Here is a 15254-nt window from a genome sequence, read left to right on the forward strand (position 1 = left end):
AATGGAAGGTTATTTCAAATCATTTCTGGTGAGATCCCGCATGGCATAGATTTCTAGCCCAGAGGATCTCACTTTGAAAATGGCTTGCTCCAGAGGTGAAGCATCGACTTTGAGATTTGGTACATCGATCGCCTGAATGAAGATTTCCTTGTTAAAGGGAACCGATTCACCAACTTGATTGAGGGGACTAAAAGTAACCAGATTTGCGACGAGATTGACTTTCCATTTCCCTTTCTCAATCTCTTCAGGAGCCGTAATCGTCTGCGGTACGAGAATTACCTTGCTGCCCCCTGAGAATACTTCAATCGGCGTGAGTTCCGCGATTGATGAGAGCAAACCCTTACGGAAGTCTTCGGAAAAAGCAAAGCTGGCTTGCCAAGCGGTGGTGGTGATTTTCTTTTTCAAGCCTTTGTCCGCAGTAACTTCCACGCCAGTATCTAAAAGCGGCTTGCCATTTTGACTAGCCTCAGAGGGTAGTTCTCCTGTCCATGTCATCAGCGCCATCACCTGCTGAGTGACAAACTGCTTCACCACCTCAGGAGATCTGGTTTTATTGTCGCTGGCGATCGCTGTAATTGCTTTACCGCCCGACAACTGTACGAGCGTAGGTGGCTTTTGGGAAGCAAGGGAGGCATAGGCTCCAATCAGAGCGATCAGCCCTAAACTATTGAGCGCCGATAAGCCAAGTATGCCGAACAAAATCGATACCACCAGTACGTCTTTAGGAGTTTTGGCTTTACTACTGTGGGATAGACCAGCAGGAATAAAGCGATGGAAAGCATTAGTTTCATCTGTTTCTGGTTTTGGTTCAGTGTTCACTTTTGTATTTGGATATGAGTTCATGGAGATTACCTAGAGATGCGTAGACCGATATTTAAACCTGCGGAAGCGGCGGCACTTGCTGCCGAGAGAATGGCGCTAAATATTGCCATGCCCCCACCCGCCGATAGGGATAACGCCAGAATTGGTGCAAGTAGTCCAAGGACAATGGCGATCGAGAGCGTATCCATTTGTGCTGAAGCCGCGATCGCGGTGGCGGCAAGTCCCGTGACAATGTTCAAGCTCAGCTTTGCCATGCCCAATGACCAGAATCCTGTCATCCATGCATAGAGTGGCTTTGCGCCAATCGGCAGTAAGGAAGCACCAACCGCAAGCGGACCGAGTAAGCCTGTCAGTAAAAAACCAACCTCAATCAAAGCTTGAAACGCGGACTGCATTGCCACCATAAAAGTCTCGATCGCTGCCAGCATGATTGACCTTGAAATCACTGTGCCGGGGAAGAGATTGGTAACAGCTTCGAGAGGGTTTTCACTTGCCTTCGCAATTTGTTTTTGTAACTTACCCACCAATGCTCCCGCAACCGCACCGTAGTTAGATTGGTAGCTATTGAGTAGAGATTGAGCTTTGGTATTCACCTCTTGTAAGCAGACCTGCATCTCCTCATTTTTAGTGAGTCCATTGCATTGCTGACGGTAGGCAATAATTTGCTCTTGGGCGACCGAAAAATCAGCTAGGGCTGATAGGGTTTTCTCCAATTGGGCAGTTGAAGTAATTGCGCCTAAAACTGAGTTATTGGCATTGTTAATCACTGTCCGCATTCCATTGGTGAGTCCAATTAGGTTTTGACCACCATTAGTGAGCAGCACAATCACAATTACTGGCCAGATTAACTCACCAAATTGCTGATAGCTCTGGTCATCAATCAAGTTTTTGGTGAATTGGATGATCCATAGCAACAGTGAAGCCACGGCAATGATTAATCCCAGATTGGTGAGCGATTGGTAGAGAGTGCCATTAAAAGCTAGTTCCCAAGTGTTCTGCCATGCGCCTTGCACCGCTAGCGATACCTCTTCTGAATTGTTGACAATCGCTTGAGCAATCAGCATAGGTCATCTCGCTATCTTAGAAAGGTATACGGCATCCGTTGTTGAACTGTAGAGTTACGCTCAATCAAACGATCTTGGCGATCGCCCTTGAGTGAGGCATTAATCTGGTCAAGGTTGAGCAAAGATGTTGCTCCTTGTTGGGTTTGTTGCACTTGCAGCGCTAACTGTTGAGCATCGATCTGAGAGCGTTGGCTATTTTGTTCGGCTACCTGTGAGTTCTGCTCAGATAGCAACCCCAGTTGATTAGCGACATTACCGACCTGACTGGCATTGTTACCAAACTGGGAAGCAATATTCGAGAGAATTGCCGAATTGCCCGAATTTTGTTGGGCTACAATTTTCAGTACATCCTGAGTGGCTACCGCTCCTTGCGCTTGCTGTGATAGCAGATCTACCTGTTGAGCGCTAGAAAATGCACTCTGAGTAAAGCTGACTGAGTTGGCGGCGATCGCTTCGGTAGCAATGAAGCACTTTGATCTTTAATTATTTTTTAATTATCTTTTCAATTCTTTACTGAGAGAAAAGTGTGGAAATTATTACTGCTAAAACATGCATTTTTTAAAGTAAGTAACATTGACTTTTTAATTGTAGTTATCTATAGTACTAAAAAGTAGTAATTGACTTAAATACAGGAAATAATATGAAAAAGCTTATCTCGGTATTGGCAATTTCGGGGGGCTTTACTTTCGCCCAAATCGCTCCAGCTTTCGCAAATCCAACAAGTCTAAAGATTGAGAATGGTGCAACTGTGCAACAAGCTTCACCGAACTTGGTTGAGCTTGAGGGACGTTCTTTGACTGATGCTGAAGCAGCTAAAGTTGAAGGAGAATGGGTCTGGGTTGCTGCAAAAGCAGTATGGGGAGCTGGAACTGGTGTCGCTTTTCAGTATGCTCAATGTCAAGCTCGTGGTCAGTCTTGTTCTGGGCAAGATTATGCTTGGGCTGCTGGCACTGGAGCTGTAGGAGCATTTATTCCTGTACCCGCTGCTGCCAAAGGAGTTAGATTTTTTAGCAATGGTCAAAAGATTAATGGGATTAGAGTATTTGTGAGATAGGTTTTAGCAAAGTACTGGACTATCTACACCTATAAATTAATTAACCTAATCAAGCCTTACATTGTTGTTTTTGAACGATAATGTAAGGCTTGACTATATCCATATATATATTTATAGAAATCCTTAAACTATGGTTTACAACTACTCAACTACAATTCTCAAACATGTAATTTTCATGTCCCTTTATCTTGTGTTAACTGAATCTTTGAATATATCCGCAATTGCACAAAATATCACTCCATATAAAACTCTTCGCTATCAACAAACTATTGGACAAACAGACATATATACTTGTGGAGCTGCCGCAGTTGCTACTCTGCTTACACACTTTTATAAACTTTCAGTAAGTGAGCTAGAGATTCTTGAGATAGCCGAAAAAGTAATGCAGATAAGTGGTAAGAAGCCACAAGATTCAGGAATAAACGCATTAGCTCTCAAACAATCTCTAATAGCAAAAGGTATTGATGCGGACGTTAGAGAATCTACATTAGAAAAAATTAGAAATTATTTTAATCGGGGTGGCTTACCGATAGTTATTCATGTTACTATCCCTCAACCTCATTACATTCTTGCAGTTGGCATGGTAGAAGACTGGTTAATAGTTGCTGATCCGACATTAGGTAGAAGTATGTTTCCACTAGAAACACTCAATAACCAAAAAGGATTTAGTGGTATAGCAATTATCGCAAGACCATCAGAGCAATTTGAACAAGCAGCAAAGCAACAGCAGCAACTATCAAAAGACTGGGCAAGTGGGAGGTTACAACGATTTAACGCCATGAAGAGGAATGTTTTGTGAAAAAGTTTTTGCCAGCCTTGTGTGTATTGTTTATAGCTCCATCTGTGTCAGCCCAAATACCTATCGATCCGCTAAGACGATTGCAAGATGTTCAAGGCGCGTACAATTATACATTGGGAATTACCTATACCCCAAGCAGTTCACAAGGAATAGACTTTGACGAGACAGGCTTTCCGTATCGTTTCAATAATTTTAATCAAGGAACATCTTTATCTTTATCTGGTGGGTATAGCTTTAATGAATATTTCGGCATAAATAGCGTAGTTGATTGGTCATTTTCATCAACTCGTGAAAACAGAGATTTTCTTGACTTTACACGTCAAACCTTGAATAGAAGTAACTCATCTGTTGGTGGAAGCTTTGGTTTAGAATACAGAGCCGCCCCGTCTTCTTTTTTTGATCCTCGGTTTTCGGTTAATGTTGCTTATCCTTGGACTATCTCAACCCAAGGACAAATTAGCCTAGTCCGAGATCCCATGATTCTTCTTGGTTCTATCGGATATTCTCGTTCTCTGCAAGGTGTTGGAGAAAATGTCAGCATTGGAATTGGCACAGGTTTTGTCGCTAATGACGTTATTAGTTTGAGTGGATCTGCTAACTACTCAATTCCGACCGATGGTGTAAGTCTACCTGTAACATCGTTATCATTTCGTACAGGATACAACCTTGACCCAAAAGGTAATCAAGAAATTGGTGTAAGGGCAACTTTAAGTACAAGTGGCTCAGATACTCGTATAGGAATTGGCTTGGAGTTCGGTGGACGCGGAGTAATAACTGCCCCATCAAAAGATTCAGCTACTCAAGCTACAACCAGTAATGCATCGGGGGTTCCTTTAGGTACTCAGCAAACTGGTATTTTGCCAAGTCAGCCTACGTCATCCACTGCTACAAGCTCTTCTACTGTCCCAAAAAACACAACCCCATCCAAATTAGAAGAAAAGCTAGATAATCTCTCTCAAAATTTAGCTACAAGAGAGTTACAATTGCGCGATCTACAACAACAGATATTAGAAATTAAGAAAGAACTTGAATCATTGAAAAAATAGACAATTGTTGAACTTTCATTGCCTTGACCGCTTTTTGCTGTTTCAGCGAAGCATTGACGTTGATGTTATTCAAGGAAGCAGACTGCTCTTGCGAGACAATGCTCTGCTTCGTAACCCGTTGCATATTCGCTTTAACAATCGTTTCATTTGCCCTTGTGAACTGACAAAACACTTCCGTATTTGCCACAGAGTCGCGGGCGATCGCTTCCCAGAGATAGCGCATCTGTTTACCCTTAGATACCCAGCCCCCTGGTTTATCCATGAAAGTGAGTACGCCGATATATTCACCCTTCAGATGCACGAATCCGTTGTCAGCAAAGGGAATCGAATCAGGACGCTCTAACAATAATGTTTTCAAATGCACTTGGGTATTGACACGCTCTTCCACACCACGCTCGGACATTACCAGCAATTGAGGAATCGCAGGTGGCGTGCTGCTATTAAATTGTCGCCAGAGATGTTCCCATAGTTCCTGCTCAGTCAACGGTCGTAGGTCTAAACCCATGCGATTAACGAGAATCTGTTCCCAGTTCAAGAAACCATCGGTAAAGGCTTTGGCAAAAGCAATCTCATGACGCTCTTGCTCAATTTGCTTTTCCTGACCCATCAATTGCTGCGATAGCTTCTGTACCCACGCCAGTGCTTTTTCAAGACCATCATTGCCTTCAGCCGTCGAACCACGCACGGTATAGGTTGCATAGAGTCTCAGGAATTTCGGTTTGCGTAGTCCTGACTTCGCTAACTCCTGTACCCTCTGCTTTTCACCCATCACCAGAAACTTGAGCTGCGGAGTATCCGCTTGTTCGTAGAGTTCTTGGAGTTGCTGTTGGCGATCGCTATCGGAGCTAATCGAACCGAAATGTACCGTCAGCTTTTCGCGATCAGGAATATCTTTCAATCCAGACTGAATCGCCTCAAATAGTGATTCCTCCTGCTCCGTTGATAGCGTAGTGTGAATCCCCTTTGACTCCCAACCAAATACAAACTGCAACGATTCTAGAGATGATTGACCTTGCTTAAGCACAAAGCAACTGACGGTGCGACCGCGTAGCTCGAACTTGAGTAGACATTCTACGGCTAGCTCTTTCTCAAAGTGCTTATATCGTTTTTGATTAACGCTCTGCATACTTCCTAACCTCCTGCTTACGCATCCCCCTGTACTGATAAACACCGCGCGTCCATCGCGGCACAGGGATAAACTTTGATAAAAACCGATGCGGTTTTGAACCAGTCAAGATCCACCATGTCGCATCACCCCAAGCCACAATCAGCAATACCCACAACCAAGGCAGATTCAGAACTACGTAGCAAATCATGAACAGGGTAAAGCTGATAATTGCCCAAGGAATGATTAGCTCGGTGGGAAACGGTCCAATCTTCGGACTTGCACCCAAAATGGCATTGACCTTACGAAATTTGTACTCTTCGGCCATAGTGTTAGGCTGCCCCCGTGATAATGCCTGCCAAAATGTCGCCCATTGTTACGGTTACCACCAGAATTAGCGGTGTTCTCGCCATTTGCTGCCAATCGTCATCATTTCTAGCCGATTGAATTACTTTTACTAGTCCAATACCCAGATAGATTACAAACAAGGCTCGCAGCACATTGAAAATCAAAGCAACTAGTCCTGTATCAATTCCGAGGATTGCACCTGTCATCCATGTCTGAGTCCTATTGAAAAACTGGGCTTGGGCTGGCTCCACTGTAAAAATCAACAGTAACCCCAGCAGAAAGCCAAGGGCGATGCCCAATAGTAAAACGGGACTGTACTTGGAATGCCGAATCATTTGCTCGAATTTGCCATAGAGCATCAGCAATACCTTTGGGAAGGCTATCAGCAAACCAATCAAGGCTAGTAGCGCCGTGAGATACATCCCTTTAAAGCAAGCAAAGGTGATGACGATTCCCACAATTGAAGCCGTCAATGTGGCTATCTGAAGATTTTGGATTTGGCTAAGGAAGTTACTGCGGTGGGTAGTATAGGGAACTCTCATGGAATTAATTGGATAGGTTTTCATAGTTGCTATCTAGGAAAAATGTAAGACATGGGAAATAGATACACAAAAGCCAAAGGCAACAAGGCGATTCCATGGCCTTTGCACCTCTACTTTTGAAAAACATTCTGATTGATAGTTCTTTTCTCGTCAATAACCGAACAGCATACACACTGTCGATTTAGGCTGTATTTGAAACATCATGATCGCCGCCGCCGATCTGCTAAGGCATCATTTAAGCCACCTTGGAGATATTGCTTCCGTAACCGCCAGAGACGAGTTCTTTTAACCCGCAGCACTCGCATTACTTCTGAGATATCAACACCGTCATGCAGGGCTAGTAATACTTGTGCGCGATTGATGGTTGATGCATGACTATTACCTTTTAGGCATAGAGCCACGCATTGGCGATAATCGGTATTAGTGAGGGTAATTTTTAGTCTTTCCATGTTTCAAATAACGTTTTGTAAAGTGTCACTTTTTCTAGTTAGTGCCAAGGTTTGCAGGTCGAACTTTTGATGCTTTGTACTACTATTCATTAATTTGTCCGACAATTGTTTGTTAATTTCTTTGACTGAAATGTTTTGTATGATTATATCTTTCGAGAATGGATAAGTTATTCTCAAGGATGTTTGAGAACTTTCTGTCAATCTCTGACTTCGATTACTTGACCTCATTAATAACATCTATCAGCATAAGCTTCTCAATTAAGTTCTGGAAATATTTCATTGGGAAGATTCAGAATATCTTCGCGCTGTTGTTGAAGAAGAATCTGATTAGTCATCCATTAGTAAGCGATAATTGGTAATTAGTTCGCTAAATGGAGATAATTTTTCATGTCAGGAAATTTGAAAGGTAAGGTTGCTCTGGTCATAGGAGCATCGCGGGGAATCGGGAAAGGCATTGCCATTGCTTTGGGTGAAGCGGGTACGTTGGTTTATATCACGGGTCGCAGTGTGAATGCTGATGATTCTATAAATTCTATTTCGGGCAGTTTATTAGAGACTAAAGCCGCAGTGGAAAAAGTGGGTGGCATATGTATCGCCGTGACCGTTGACCATAGTGACGATCGACAGATTCAATCTCTATTTGAGAAAATCGAGCGGGAGCAAAATGGACAATTGGATTTATTAGTGAATAACGCCTATGGTGGCGTGCGATCGCTAATCTCGTCTAGTGGCAAACATTTCTGGGAAGCAGATGTAAATCTGTGGGATGCTTGCAATCAAGTCGGCTTGCGAAGTCATTATGTATCCAGTCATTTTGCTGCGAAGATGATGACTCAACGCAAACAAGGCTTGATCGTGACGATTTCTTCTTGGGGTGGATTAGCTCCTATTTTTGGAGTCGCCTATGGGACTGGTAAATCTGGCGTTGCAGATAAAAGTATGAATCAGTGACAAGAAAGGGTAGAAGGATCATGAAGATAATGAATCAGCAATCTCACAGAGTAACGCAACATATCCAATGACTTGGAATAACAGAAGGTTTTACGATGCAATCTGGCAAGATAGTGCCGTAAACGAGAGTTTTCTCCCTCAACTCTGGTCATGTAGGTTTTACTGATAATCTGATCACCATCAGGGATAAAGCTTGGATAAACAGTCCAACCATCAGTCACGTAGAAATAGCACTGCCATGCTGCCACAATTGCCCATAATGGCTCAAAAGTCTCAGCACTGTGATCACCCAGAGTCCATGCAAGAATACCTTTGCGAAAGTGGTCTACTGCTGTCCATAACCAAATCTTGTTTTTTTTGAGCCAACAAAGGTTTCTAGTTCATCTAACTCGCCAACATCGGGGACGTTTTCTGGCTCGATTGCATCGGGCAACTGCTTACCTTGTTGTCTAACCCAATGAATAACAGTGGTGTGATGTACTCCCATCACTCTCTCAATCGCCCTGAATCCCATGCCATTGAGGTACATCTTGAGGCAAGTCTTTTTTGTACTTTCGCGGAATGACTTTGTTTGTTCAATAGGATTTATAAACTGACGACCACATTCAGTACAAATATGATTTTGTTTTCCTTGCTTAATTCCATTCTTCTGGATTTGTTCTGAACCACATTTTGGACATTTCATCTCCCTTCCTTGAACTCATACTTCATTATGCAACGCCGCAATTTTTATGTATTCAGGCTTACGATTTTAGATTTATTGATATTGATTCAGCATTAATATAAAGGTACGCGATGTGCAACTAAAAAACTAGGAATCAATTAGGTCTTCAAACTGTAAAGGATGAAGAGAATTACGGTTGAGCCAAAAACACATAGTATGAGCAAGAATTTTCCGATTAAGACGACTAGAAAGATGCCAGATATCCCTAGTCCAAACCTTATCAAGATGAAAACGAGCAACTAACTGACCAATGACAGTCTCGATCAATCGACGCACCTTGACAATCAAGCGCACCCACCAGCGAAGACGAGAATCCTGCATATTTGAGCGCAGAGGCGTTTGTAAATCAATAGCAAAAGTCTGTAGTTCTTGCTTGAGAGGTTGGCTGAGATAGCCCTTGTCACCAATTAGGAAACCATGAATGTTGGAGACTAAATCCCAGAGAGTTTCTCGTTCATCACCATTAGCGGGAGTAAGCGCAAACTGAGTAATTACACCACTACCACTAATGAGAATATGACCATGAAAGCCATAGTAATACATGTCCTTAGCCGCACAGTAACCATAGTCAGCCGTATCTTCAAAGCTACGACAACGGGATGCACGAGCAAGGTAACACAGAGGTATTGGTACACTATCAATCAGATGCAGGTCATCATCTAAAGCGCCCAACTGAGAGGCAAGTTTTTCTTGCAGAATCGCTTTGTATAGCTAGCACCAAGCGTATTAGGACGCAGAAGCAAGAACAGACTCCATAGCATCCCGTAAATTATCAGAATCACGTAAGAGTTTGCGAATTCGAGACTTTAACCAAGCCCAACATTTTTCAATGCGATTGAGATCAGGAGAATAAGCAGGCAAAGAGACTAATTTACATCCAGCCGATTCAATTAACTCACGAATTTTTCCACCATGATGAAAGGTAGCATTATCGATAATTACCCAATCATTAGGTTGGAGTTTGGGGATTAAACAAGTTACTAACCAAATTTCAAAAACGGTGCGATTACAGGCTCCTTCAATAGTGAAAGGGGAGATCAGTTGCCCATCACGATAACCAGCAATCATATTGATACGCTTTTTTCTAATCCCAGTTTTAGTCCATAGATCCTTTGCCCCGACTCAGACCATCCATAACTGTGTCGATCTCGTTCATCCATACCAGACTCATCGACATAGACTAGATGCGCTGCTTTTGGGTCGGGTAGTTGGGCTAAAAAATCTCTTCGCTTTTCTTCATCTCTTTGGCAGTAGCCATAAGTTTTTTTTACGGGTAAATCCGATCTGTTTTAATGCTCGTCCTATCGACTGTTCACTAATACCACCCCACAGTTGAGCCATCTCTGCTTGGGTTTTGTCACTATTGGTTTTTACAAATTCTCGAAACTTTTCCCAGTCAGTAATTTTTTGTCTTTGTCCTGCCACTGATGTTGGCTTGGCTGCTATGTCTCCTGTTGCAGCTCGTCTCTGAAACCAAAGATTGATTGTATTTCGGCTTATGTTGAATAGCTGACTTGCTTCAACTTTTTTTAGTCCATCTAATTCAATCGATTGGATTACTTTTTGTCGCAAATCATAACTGTAGGAATTTGGCATTTTGTTTTTGTCCTTTTTTGTCTCCCTCTACTTTACGTCCTAATACACTTGGTGTTAGCTATATTGCCACAGATTAGCGGCTTGTCGGACAAAGGTGGTGCGACTTTTTAAGTCTGGGAACCATTCTTGCCAATGATCGCGAAAATATTGCCAGATCCCTACATCGGTGGCTATTCCTCGATACTCAGCGACGATTTCCATCGTTATCACTTCACTGTCACTTAGGGCTGGCGCAAATCCTTTTGCTCTGACTCGTTGGGTTGCTGTTATTTCTTTGAGTAGTTCATCGATTTTGCAAAAGACGGCAATGATAAAATATTCTATAGAAAACATAATGCTCACCGCTAATGGCGTTAGTCCTATTTTCTAACACTTTCGGCTGTGAGTTTTTTTACATCTTCTTAGTTGCACATCGCGTATAAAGTAGTAACTTATAATAACCATGACATCTAGCAAAGAACTTCGTTACCAAAATCCCTCGAAGATGAGAAATATTTAGGTAGTTGTTGCAAATGAGCCAAATAAAGCTTGGATTTGATATAACTATTATTGGTGATCCTACAGAATCAAGGGCTTTAGCTAAGGTTTTGAAATTAGAGAAACTAAATTTAGCAAAAGAAATCTATACATATCCATTAGATATTCTGCAAAGTCAAAAATCTGAATCAAACTTTCAAAACACAATCAAACAGACGAGATGGGTAATTCTGTTAGCTGATACTGATACATCTAATATTATTCAACTTATACACAGTTTAAGAAGTGATATTAAATGGGAAGGAGCCTTTATAGCTGTAGTCAGAAACAATAAACAAAAAGAAGAGCTAGAGTCTTCTAGCCTGTTTTTTCAAAGAGAATTTCGCCTTTATGGAGATGAAAACAGCTTCGGTCATGAAGTTGAATTTCGTCCTATTAAACTAGGTAACCTTGTTGAGACTATTAAAAAATCTATTCCTTGTGGATGGTCTCTTTGGAATGACACGTGGGGTTCTAAATCGGCACTGATACAGATATTAAATTATAAGCCATCATCTGGGATGATGAATCCACTAGATAAACAAACTATATTAGAAAAAATTAAGAAGATTGATATCAAGCTACTTCCCCATGAATTTAAAGATCTAACTAGCCCAGTTGAATCCTTAAGAAATTTAGACAATATTACTGATGATTCTATCAATGAATTAAAATGCCGAATAAGTCAACTCCTTACCCCTAATCAAGATGTCCAATCAGATGCCAAATAATCATAGCGAGATAAGAGATATAGAAGTTTTATTGGTAGAGGATGAGCCAAGCATTTGGGTTGTCTTGAGGGACTGGATTAAATCAGTTTTCGCTGGAGAGTACGAAGTTATCTTTTACCCAACGGACGAAGAGCATCATAGGGAGTTATGTTCTCTACGAGGAGGAATTGGCAATGCTGTTCGCGAAGAAATTGAGAGAAGAGGCAAAATAATCAAACATCGTCACTTATTACAAAAGGTATTAAAGTCGTATGAAGAGTTGGGTGAGATTGATCGTAAAGTTGAGAAAAATAAAGCAGATATATCATCACTAGAGGAAAACATATCGTCAGTAAAAAGTGAATTAGATACATTAAATGATGAAACTAACGCACAACCTATTAAACCAAATGAATTAGAGCAAATAATAGCGTCAAAAAGAGACGAATTAAATGAATTAGGAGAAAAATTAAAAAAATTAAACAAAAAAAATTTTGCAAGAAAAAAAACAGAAACTTCACATCAAGAACTTAAAGAAGCTGGGCTTAATTTGACAGAAAGTGAGATAAAGGATTTTCTACAATATCAAAGATTTTCTCTGGCTCTTGTTGACATCAACTTAAGTGAATCAAGCGCGTGTAATGGTCTTGACATTATTAGGTATTTATCACAAAATTGGGCTTGTAATGGTGCGCTTATAGTTAGTGCTTATAGGCATGATCTATCAACTCCTCTGGACGATACCATAAAAACAAGTGCAAGAATGACTTCATTAGTGGATAGAATTGTACGAGACAATTTATTTCCAAGATCAAGAATAGAAGAAATTAATAAGCCAGAAAACATGGATGTTAATGAGTTTAAGAAAAATCTTGATAATCGGCTTTACACTGGTTTTGTTAAGGACTTAGCAAAAGATCTAATTTATTTGTTTGTTGAAAGAGATGAAAACAATTGTGATTCTATTAAGCAGATAACAATTAAATTTTTAACTATTCCAACATCTGTTGATATTAAAATATCAACAAGCAAAACATACTTCAAGTTTCTTCAAAAACTTCTCAATAATTTAAAAGCAGGAAATAGGTGGATTTCTGGTGAAGAATATGATGTTCTCTATAGTAGGGAGTATCGCACTGATGTAGGCAGAAATATTTCATTTGATATTGAAAAGTGCTTTGAGGGAGTTTACGGTAATGGGTTTAATAATATTTTTGATGGCTTGAGAAATCTAATGAGTTTAGAAGAATTCAAGAAGGAGCTAGATGCGCCGTCTAAAGATAAGTTGATAAATATTTGGAAGGGACTATTACAAACCCAAATCAGGTTAGATGACGAGCAATTACCAGCAATTGTTAGCAGATATATTTCGGGGGGTAAATACGATCAATTGATTATTACTGGGACTAAAACAATAGGATGGAGATTTTCAGATTTAGTTTTTATTGCTGATCCTTATTATCCAAAATCGTAATGTTGATCTAAGTACTTACAACAAAGTTCCTACAAGACTAGATGCTGTAGCACTGTTAGGCTGACGCTGAAACCTGTTGCATGATGTGTCCTAGTTTCTATGGGTCAACTTATTTTCTTCCTATTTAATCTATATCTCCAATTGTTAGGACTTGCTATCAAAGTCCTTATTTGGCTAGTTAGAAATCCTGGATTTTGGTTGATTAGTCATCCATTCCAACTTTCTTGCGGTATTTTGGCGAGTTATTTAGTCTTTCATAGCCCATTGATGCTAAATGGCTCTGGAGTAGTGATCATGGGATTTATGCTGGGCGCAAGCGTTGCTCACTTGCTCGATCAAACTGTGTTAGCTGATGCTATGGCAATTAAAGCGATCGCTTTTCCTATGGTCGGATTAGCGGCTGGTCTTACATTTACAAATTTGATTGAGCCACTTTTGCAAGCTGCGATCGCAATTTCCCTTGTGTTTGGTTGTAATCATCAGGCTCGTGCGTAAACCCAGTCCATAAAGAGAAACAGTTCTTACTAAAAACTATGAATAATAAACAAGCCAATAAATCTAGCCATTCTACGTCAGCGATCGTGGTTTCCTCAGCCATGTCGGGAGCTATATTTGCAGCAATGTCATTTCCACAATACCTTTTGCATTCAGCATTAGGTGGTACTGCTTTGGGGACAGTCACAGCAACTGTAATGAATGAGCGTCGCCGTAAGCATCTAAAAGGACGCGAAGTGATCGAAGATAAATTTCCCAGTATCAAAAAATGCTTGCCATCTCATGCGCTAACAATGGCAGGTATTCCCTTTAATGAGTCTAAAAGTCTAAACAGTCTTGTATTGGGAAGAACTGGTGCTGGTAAGACACAAGCAATTATGGAATTTCTCAACTCGGCGCGTAATCGTCCAGATATTCGTGTTGTAGTTCTAGATCGTGGAGCCGAGTATTTACAGGCTTTTTATCGACAAGACCGAGACCAAGTGTTTAATCCTAGTGATCTCCGTTCAGTTGGTTGGATGCATCGCCAAGAACGCTTTACCCCTCTTAACATCGCTCAGGCATTAATTACGATGCCCAAAGAAACTAAAGATGAAATGTGGTACAAGACTGCACGCGTTTTACTAGTTGAGATTTGGCGCACCACTCGCAGCAACCGTGAAACATTACAAGTTTTGCGATCGCCTTTATCGGTAATTCGCGATCGTGTTGCAGGCACTCAAGCCGCACAGTCTTTTGACGATCCTAAGCTAGCTACTAGCGTGATGTTTACACTCAATGCAGCCTGTCATTTTTACGAATCACTAATGGATAGCGAACAGCAAATTAGTTTTTTTGATTACGGTGCAAGTGATCGTCCTGAATGGTTGTTTTTGCCCTTACTAGCGGGCAATGAAGAAACCTTTAAGCCTTTATATAGCATGGCATTTGACCTAATTATTCAGGGCATTCTTAGTCGTGGCGACAACAATAAAATGAAAACAATCATCATTATTGACGAACTGGGAGCATTACAAGAAATGCCCAGCCTCGATCGTTTGTTGTCTGAAGGTCGCAAGTCTGGTGGTAGTGCGATCATTGGGACTCAATCCCTTGCTCAAGTTGTTCAAGTTTATGGAAAAGAAGGGGCAGAAAATTTCTTACAAAATACTTTTACAAAATTTATCTTCGGCTGTCCTAATCCTAATGATAGTGAGCAAATGGCTAAAGTGATTGGCAAGCAGGATGTTTGGGAAGAAGCTCATGCGGCTAATTATGATTGGAAAGGACAGCAATCAACAACACGATCATGGCAATCTCAGGAAAAAGATGTGGTCTCACCTAGCGAGATCCAAACACTTCCTGATTTGGAGGGCTATTGCGTGGTCGCAGATAGTATGCAGGTAAAGAAGTTTCGGATTCATCCCCGTGACTATGGCAAGTTTAATACAATTTTTATTCCCCATCCTCAATCACAAGTAGATCCTTGGCAAGTGGATATTGGTTTGTAATTCTATCGCTCAATTCCAACAGTTTTGCGACAAGATTAAATAGATAGTGTTTGGTATTTTTTGGGAAGG

The 15254-nt window shown here is 41.1% G+C and carries 16 protein-coding genes and 4 pseudogenes; 9 read left to right on the forward strand and 11 right to left on the reverse strand.

What is annotated here, in order from left to right; genetic code table 11:
* Window positions 1–9: 9 nt before the first annotated feature.
* The 3 genes from H6F42_RS20130 to H6F42_RS20140 are packed head-to-tail and all read right to left on the reverse strand — an operon-like array spanning window position 10 to window position 2119.
* A complete protein-coding gene (locus H6F42_RS20130) occupies window positions 10–843 on the reverse strand; it encodes a hypothetical protein (protein WP_190401175.1) in 834 nt (277 codons plus the stop codon).
* 5 nt (window positions 844–848) lie between these two features.
* Window positions 849–1886: a hypothetical protein gene (locus H6F42_RS20135; protein ID WP_190401176.1), complete on the reverse strand. Its 1038-nt coding sequence runs from the start codon at window positions 1884–1886 to the stop codon at window positions 849–851.
* An 11-nt stretch (window positions 1887–1897) separates the two neighbouring features.
* Entirely contained in the window at window positions 1898–2119 is a 222-nt protein-coding gene (locus H6F42_RS20140; RefSeq protein WP_190401177.1) for a hypothetical protein, read from the reverse strand.
* A gap of 6 nt (window positions 2120–2125) precedes the next feature.
* Here H6F42_RS20140 and H6F42_RS20145 point away from each other — a divergent pair, with 6 nt between their 5' ends.
* From H6F42_RS20145 to H6F42_RS20160, 4 genes are all read left to right on the forward strand, one after another.
* Window positions 2126–2269: a hypothetical protein gene (locus tag H6F42_RS20145; RefSeq protein WP_190401178.1), complete on the forward strand. Its 144-nt coding sequence runs from the start codon at window positions 2126–2128 to the stop codon at window positions 2267–2269.
* A gap of 257 nt (window positions 2270–2526) precedes the next feature.
* Window positions 2527–2940, forward strand: coding sequence for a hypothetical protein (locus H6F42_RS20150; protein WP_190401179.1), 414 nt, complete (start codon window positions 2527–2529; stop codon window positions 2938–2940).
* Window positions 2941–3070: 130 nt separating this feature from the next.
* A complete protein-coding gene (locus H6F42_RS20155; RefSeq protein WP_190401180.1) occupies window positions 3071–3739 on the forward strand; it encodes a cysteine peptidase family C39 domain-containing protein in 669 nt (222 codons plus the stop codon).
* Between the two features lie 44 nt (window positions 3740–3783).
* The gene (locus H6F42_RS20160; protein WP_190401181.1) at window positions 3784–4785 is read left to right on the forward strand and encodes a hypothetical protein; all 1002 of its coding nucleotides are present in this window, start codon (window positions 3784–3786) and stop codon (window positions 4783–4785) included.
* Here the strand turns inward: H6F42_RS20160 and H6F42_RS20165 are convergent.
* From H6F42_RS20165 to H6F42_RS20180, 4 genes are all read right to left on the reverse strand, one after another.
* Window positions 4754–5911, reverse strand: coding sequence for a hypothetical protein (locus H6F42_RS20165; RefSeq protein ID WP_190401182.1), 1158 nt, complete (start codon window positions 5909–5911; stop codon window positions 4754–4756). The two genes, H6F42_RS20160 and H6F42_RS20165, sit on opposite strands and share 32 nt — an antisense overlap.
* The gene (locus H6F42_RS20170) at window positions 5898–6218 is read right to left on the reverse strand and encodes a hypothetical protein (protein ID WP_094533517.1); all 321 of its coding nucleotides are present in this window, start codon (window positions 6216–6218) and stop codon (window positions 5898–5900) included. The genes H6F42_RS20165 and H6F42_RS20170 overlap by 14 nt, the downstream gene beginning before the upstream one ends.
* Window positions 6219–6222: 4 nt before the next feature.
* Window positions 6223–6804 (reverse strand): hypothetical protein, encoded by a 582-nt coding sequence (locus tag H6F42_RS20175; RefSeq protein WP_190401183.1) that lies wholly within the window; start codon window positions 6802–6804, stop codon window positions 6223–6225.
* Between the two features lie 176 nt (window positions 6805–6980).
* Window positions 6981–7229, reverse strand: a complete 249-nt coding sequence (locus tag H6F42_RS20180; protein WP_094533521.1) for a helix-turn-helix domain-containing protein — start codon at window positions 7227–7229, stop codon at window positions 6981–6983.
* Between the two features lie 387 nt (window positions 7230–7616).
* On the opposite strand from H6F42_RS20180, the pseudogene H6F42_RS20185 reads away from it, so the two are divergent.
* Window positions 7617–8150 (forward strand): annotated as a pseudogene (locus H6F42_RS20185) (SDR family NAD(P)-dependent oxidoreductase); the annotation flags it as partial.
* A 23-nt stretch (window positions 8151–8173) separates the two neighbouring features.
* On the opposite strand, the gene H6F42_RS20190 reads toward H6F42_RS20185, so the two are convergent.
* The 4 genes and pseudogenes from H6F42_RS20190 to H6F42_RS20205 form a co-directional block, all read right to left on the reverse strand.
* A protein-coding gene (locus H6F42_RS20190) for an IS1 family transposase (RefSeq protein WP_242018542.1) occupies window positions 8174–8865 on the reverse strand; the annotation gives its coding sequence in 2 pieces (ribosomal slippage) (window positions 8174–8541 and window positions 8541–8865; 693 coding nt in all).
* Window positions 8866–8991: 126 nt separating this feature from the next.
* Window positions 8992–9612 (reverse strand): annotated as a pseudogene (locus H6F42_RS20195) (IS982 family transposase); the annotation flags it as partial.
* Window positions 9613–9630: 18 nt separating this feature from the next.
* Window positions 9631–10500: pseudogene (locus H6F42_RS22385) on the reverse strand (IS630 family transposase).
* A 60-nt stretch (window positions 10501–10560) separates the two neighbouring features.
* Window positions 10561–10833: pseudogene (locus H6F42_RS20205) on the reverse strand (IS982 family transposase); the annotation flags it as partial.
* A 179-nt stretch (window positions 10834–11012) separates the two neighbouring features.
* Here H6F42_RS20205 and H6F42_RS20210 point away from each other — a divergent pair.
* The 4 genes from H6F42_RS20210 to H6F42_RS20225 all read left to right on the forward strand — a co-directional run bounded on the left by H6F42_RS20210 (window position 11013) and on the right by H6F42_RS20225 (window position 15185).
* Complete coding sequence (locus tag H6F42_RS20210) at window positions 11013–11747, forward strand: hypothetical protein (protein WP_190401188.1); 735 nt, start codon at window positions 11013–11015, stop codon at window positions 11745–11747.
* Complete coding sequence (locus tag H6F42_RS20215; protein WP_190401189.1) at window positions 11737–13200, forward strand: hypothetical protein; 1464 nt, start codon at window positions 11737–11739, stop codon at window positions 13198–13200. Before H6F42_RS20210 ends, H6F42_RS20215 begins: the two co-directional genes overlap by 11 nt.
* Window positions 13201–13299: 99 nt before the next feature.
* On the forward strand, window positions 13300–13695 hold the full coding sequence (locus H6F42_RS20220; protein WP_190401190.1) for a hypothetical protein: 396 nt from the start codon (window positions 13300–13302) through the stop codon (window positions 13693–13695).
* A gap of 38 nt (window positions 13696–13733) precedes the next feature.
* Window positions 13734–15185, forward strand: coding sequence for a type IV secretion system DNA-binding domain-containing protein (locus tag H6F42_RS20225; protein ID WP_190401191.1), 1452 nt, complete (start codon window positions 13734–13736; stop codon window positions 15183–15185).
* The last annotated feature ends 69 nt before the right edge of the window (window positions 15186–15254 follow it).

The sequence above is a fragment of the Pseudanabaena sp. FACHB-1998 genome (assembly GCF_014696355.1).
GTDB lineage: Bacteria > Cyanobacteriota > Cyanobacteriia > Pseudanabaenales > Pseudanabaenaceae > Pseudanabaena.

What these genes read in the sequence shown, in the direction of transcription:
- H6F42_RS20130 (WP_190401175.1), bottom strand. Translation starts at nt 843, where the DNA reads ATGAACTCATATCCAAATACAAAAGTGAACACTGAACCAAAACCAGAA.
- H6F42_RS20135 (WP_190401176.1), bottom strand. Translation starts at nt 1,886, where the DNA reads ATGCTGATTGCTCAAGCGATTGTCAACAATTCAGAAGAGGTATCGCTA.
- H6F42_RS20150 (WP_190401179.1), top strand. Translation starts at nt 2,527, where the DNA reads ATGAAAAAGCTTATCTCGGTATTGGCAATTTCGGGGGGCTTTACTTTC.
- H6F42_RS20155 (WP_190401180.1), top strand. Translation starts at nt 3,071, where the DNA reads ATGGTTTACAACTACTCAACTACAATTCTCAAACATGTAATTTTCATG.
- H6F42_RS20165 (WP_190401182.1), bottom strand. Translation starts at nt 5,911, where the DNA reads ATGCAGAGCGTTAATCAAAAACGATATAAGCACTTTGAGAAAGAGCTA.
- H6F42_RS20170 (WP_094533517.1), bottom strand. Translation starts at nt 6,218, where the DNA reads ATGGCCGAAGAGTACAAATTTCGTAAGGTCAATGCCATTTTGGGTGCA.
- H6F42_RS20175 (WP_190401183.1), bottom strand. Translation starts at nt 6,804, where the DNA reads ATGAAAACCTATCCAATTAATTCCATGAGAGTTCCCTATACTACCCAC.
- H6F42_RS20180 (WP_094533521.1), bottom strand. Translation starts at nt 7,229, where the DNA reads ATGGAAAGACTAAAAATTACCCTCACTAATACCGATTATCGCCAATGC.
- H6F42_RS20210 (WP_190401188.1), top strand. Translation starts at nt 11,013, where the DNA reads ATGAGCCAAATAAAGCTTGGATTTGATATAACTATTATTGGTGATCCT.
- H6F42_RS20215 (WP_190401189.1), top strand. Translation starts at nt 11,737, where the DNA reads ATGCCAAATAATCATAGCGAGATAAGAGATATAGAAGTTTTATTGGTA.
- H6F42_RS20220 (WP_190401190.1), top strand. Translation starts at nt 13,300, where the DNA reads ATGGGTCAACTTATTTTCTTCCTATTTAATCTATATCTCCAATTGTTA.
- H6F42_RS20225 (WP_190401191.1), top strand. Translation starts at nt 13,734, where the DNA reads ATGAATAATAAACAAGCCAATAAATCTAGCCATTCTACGTCAGCGATC.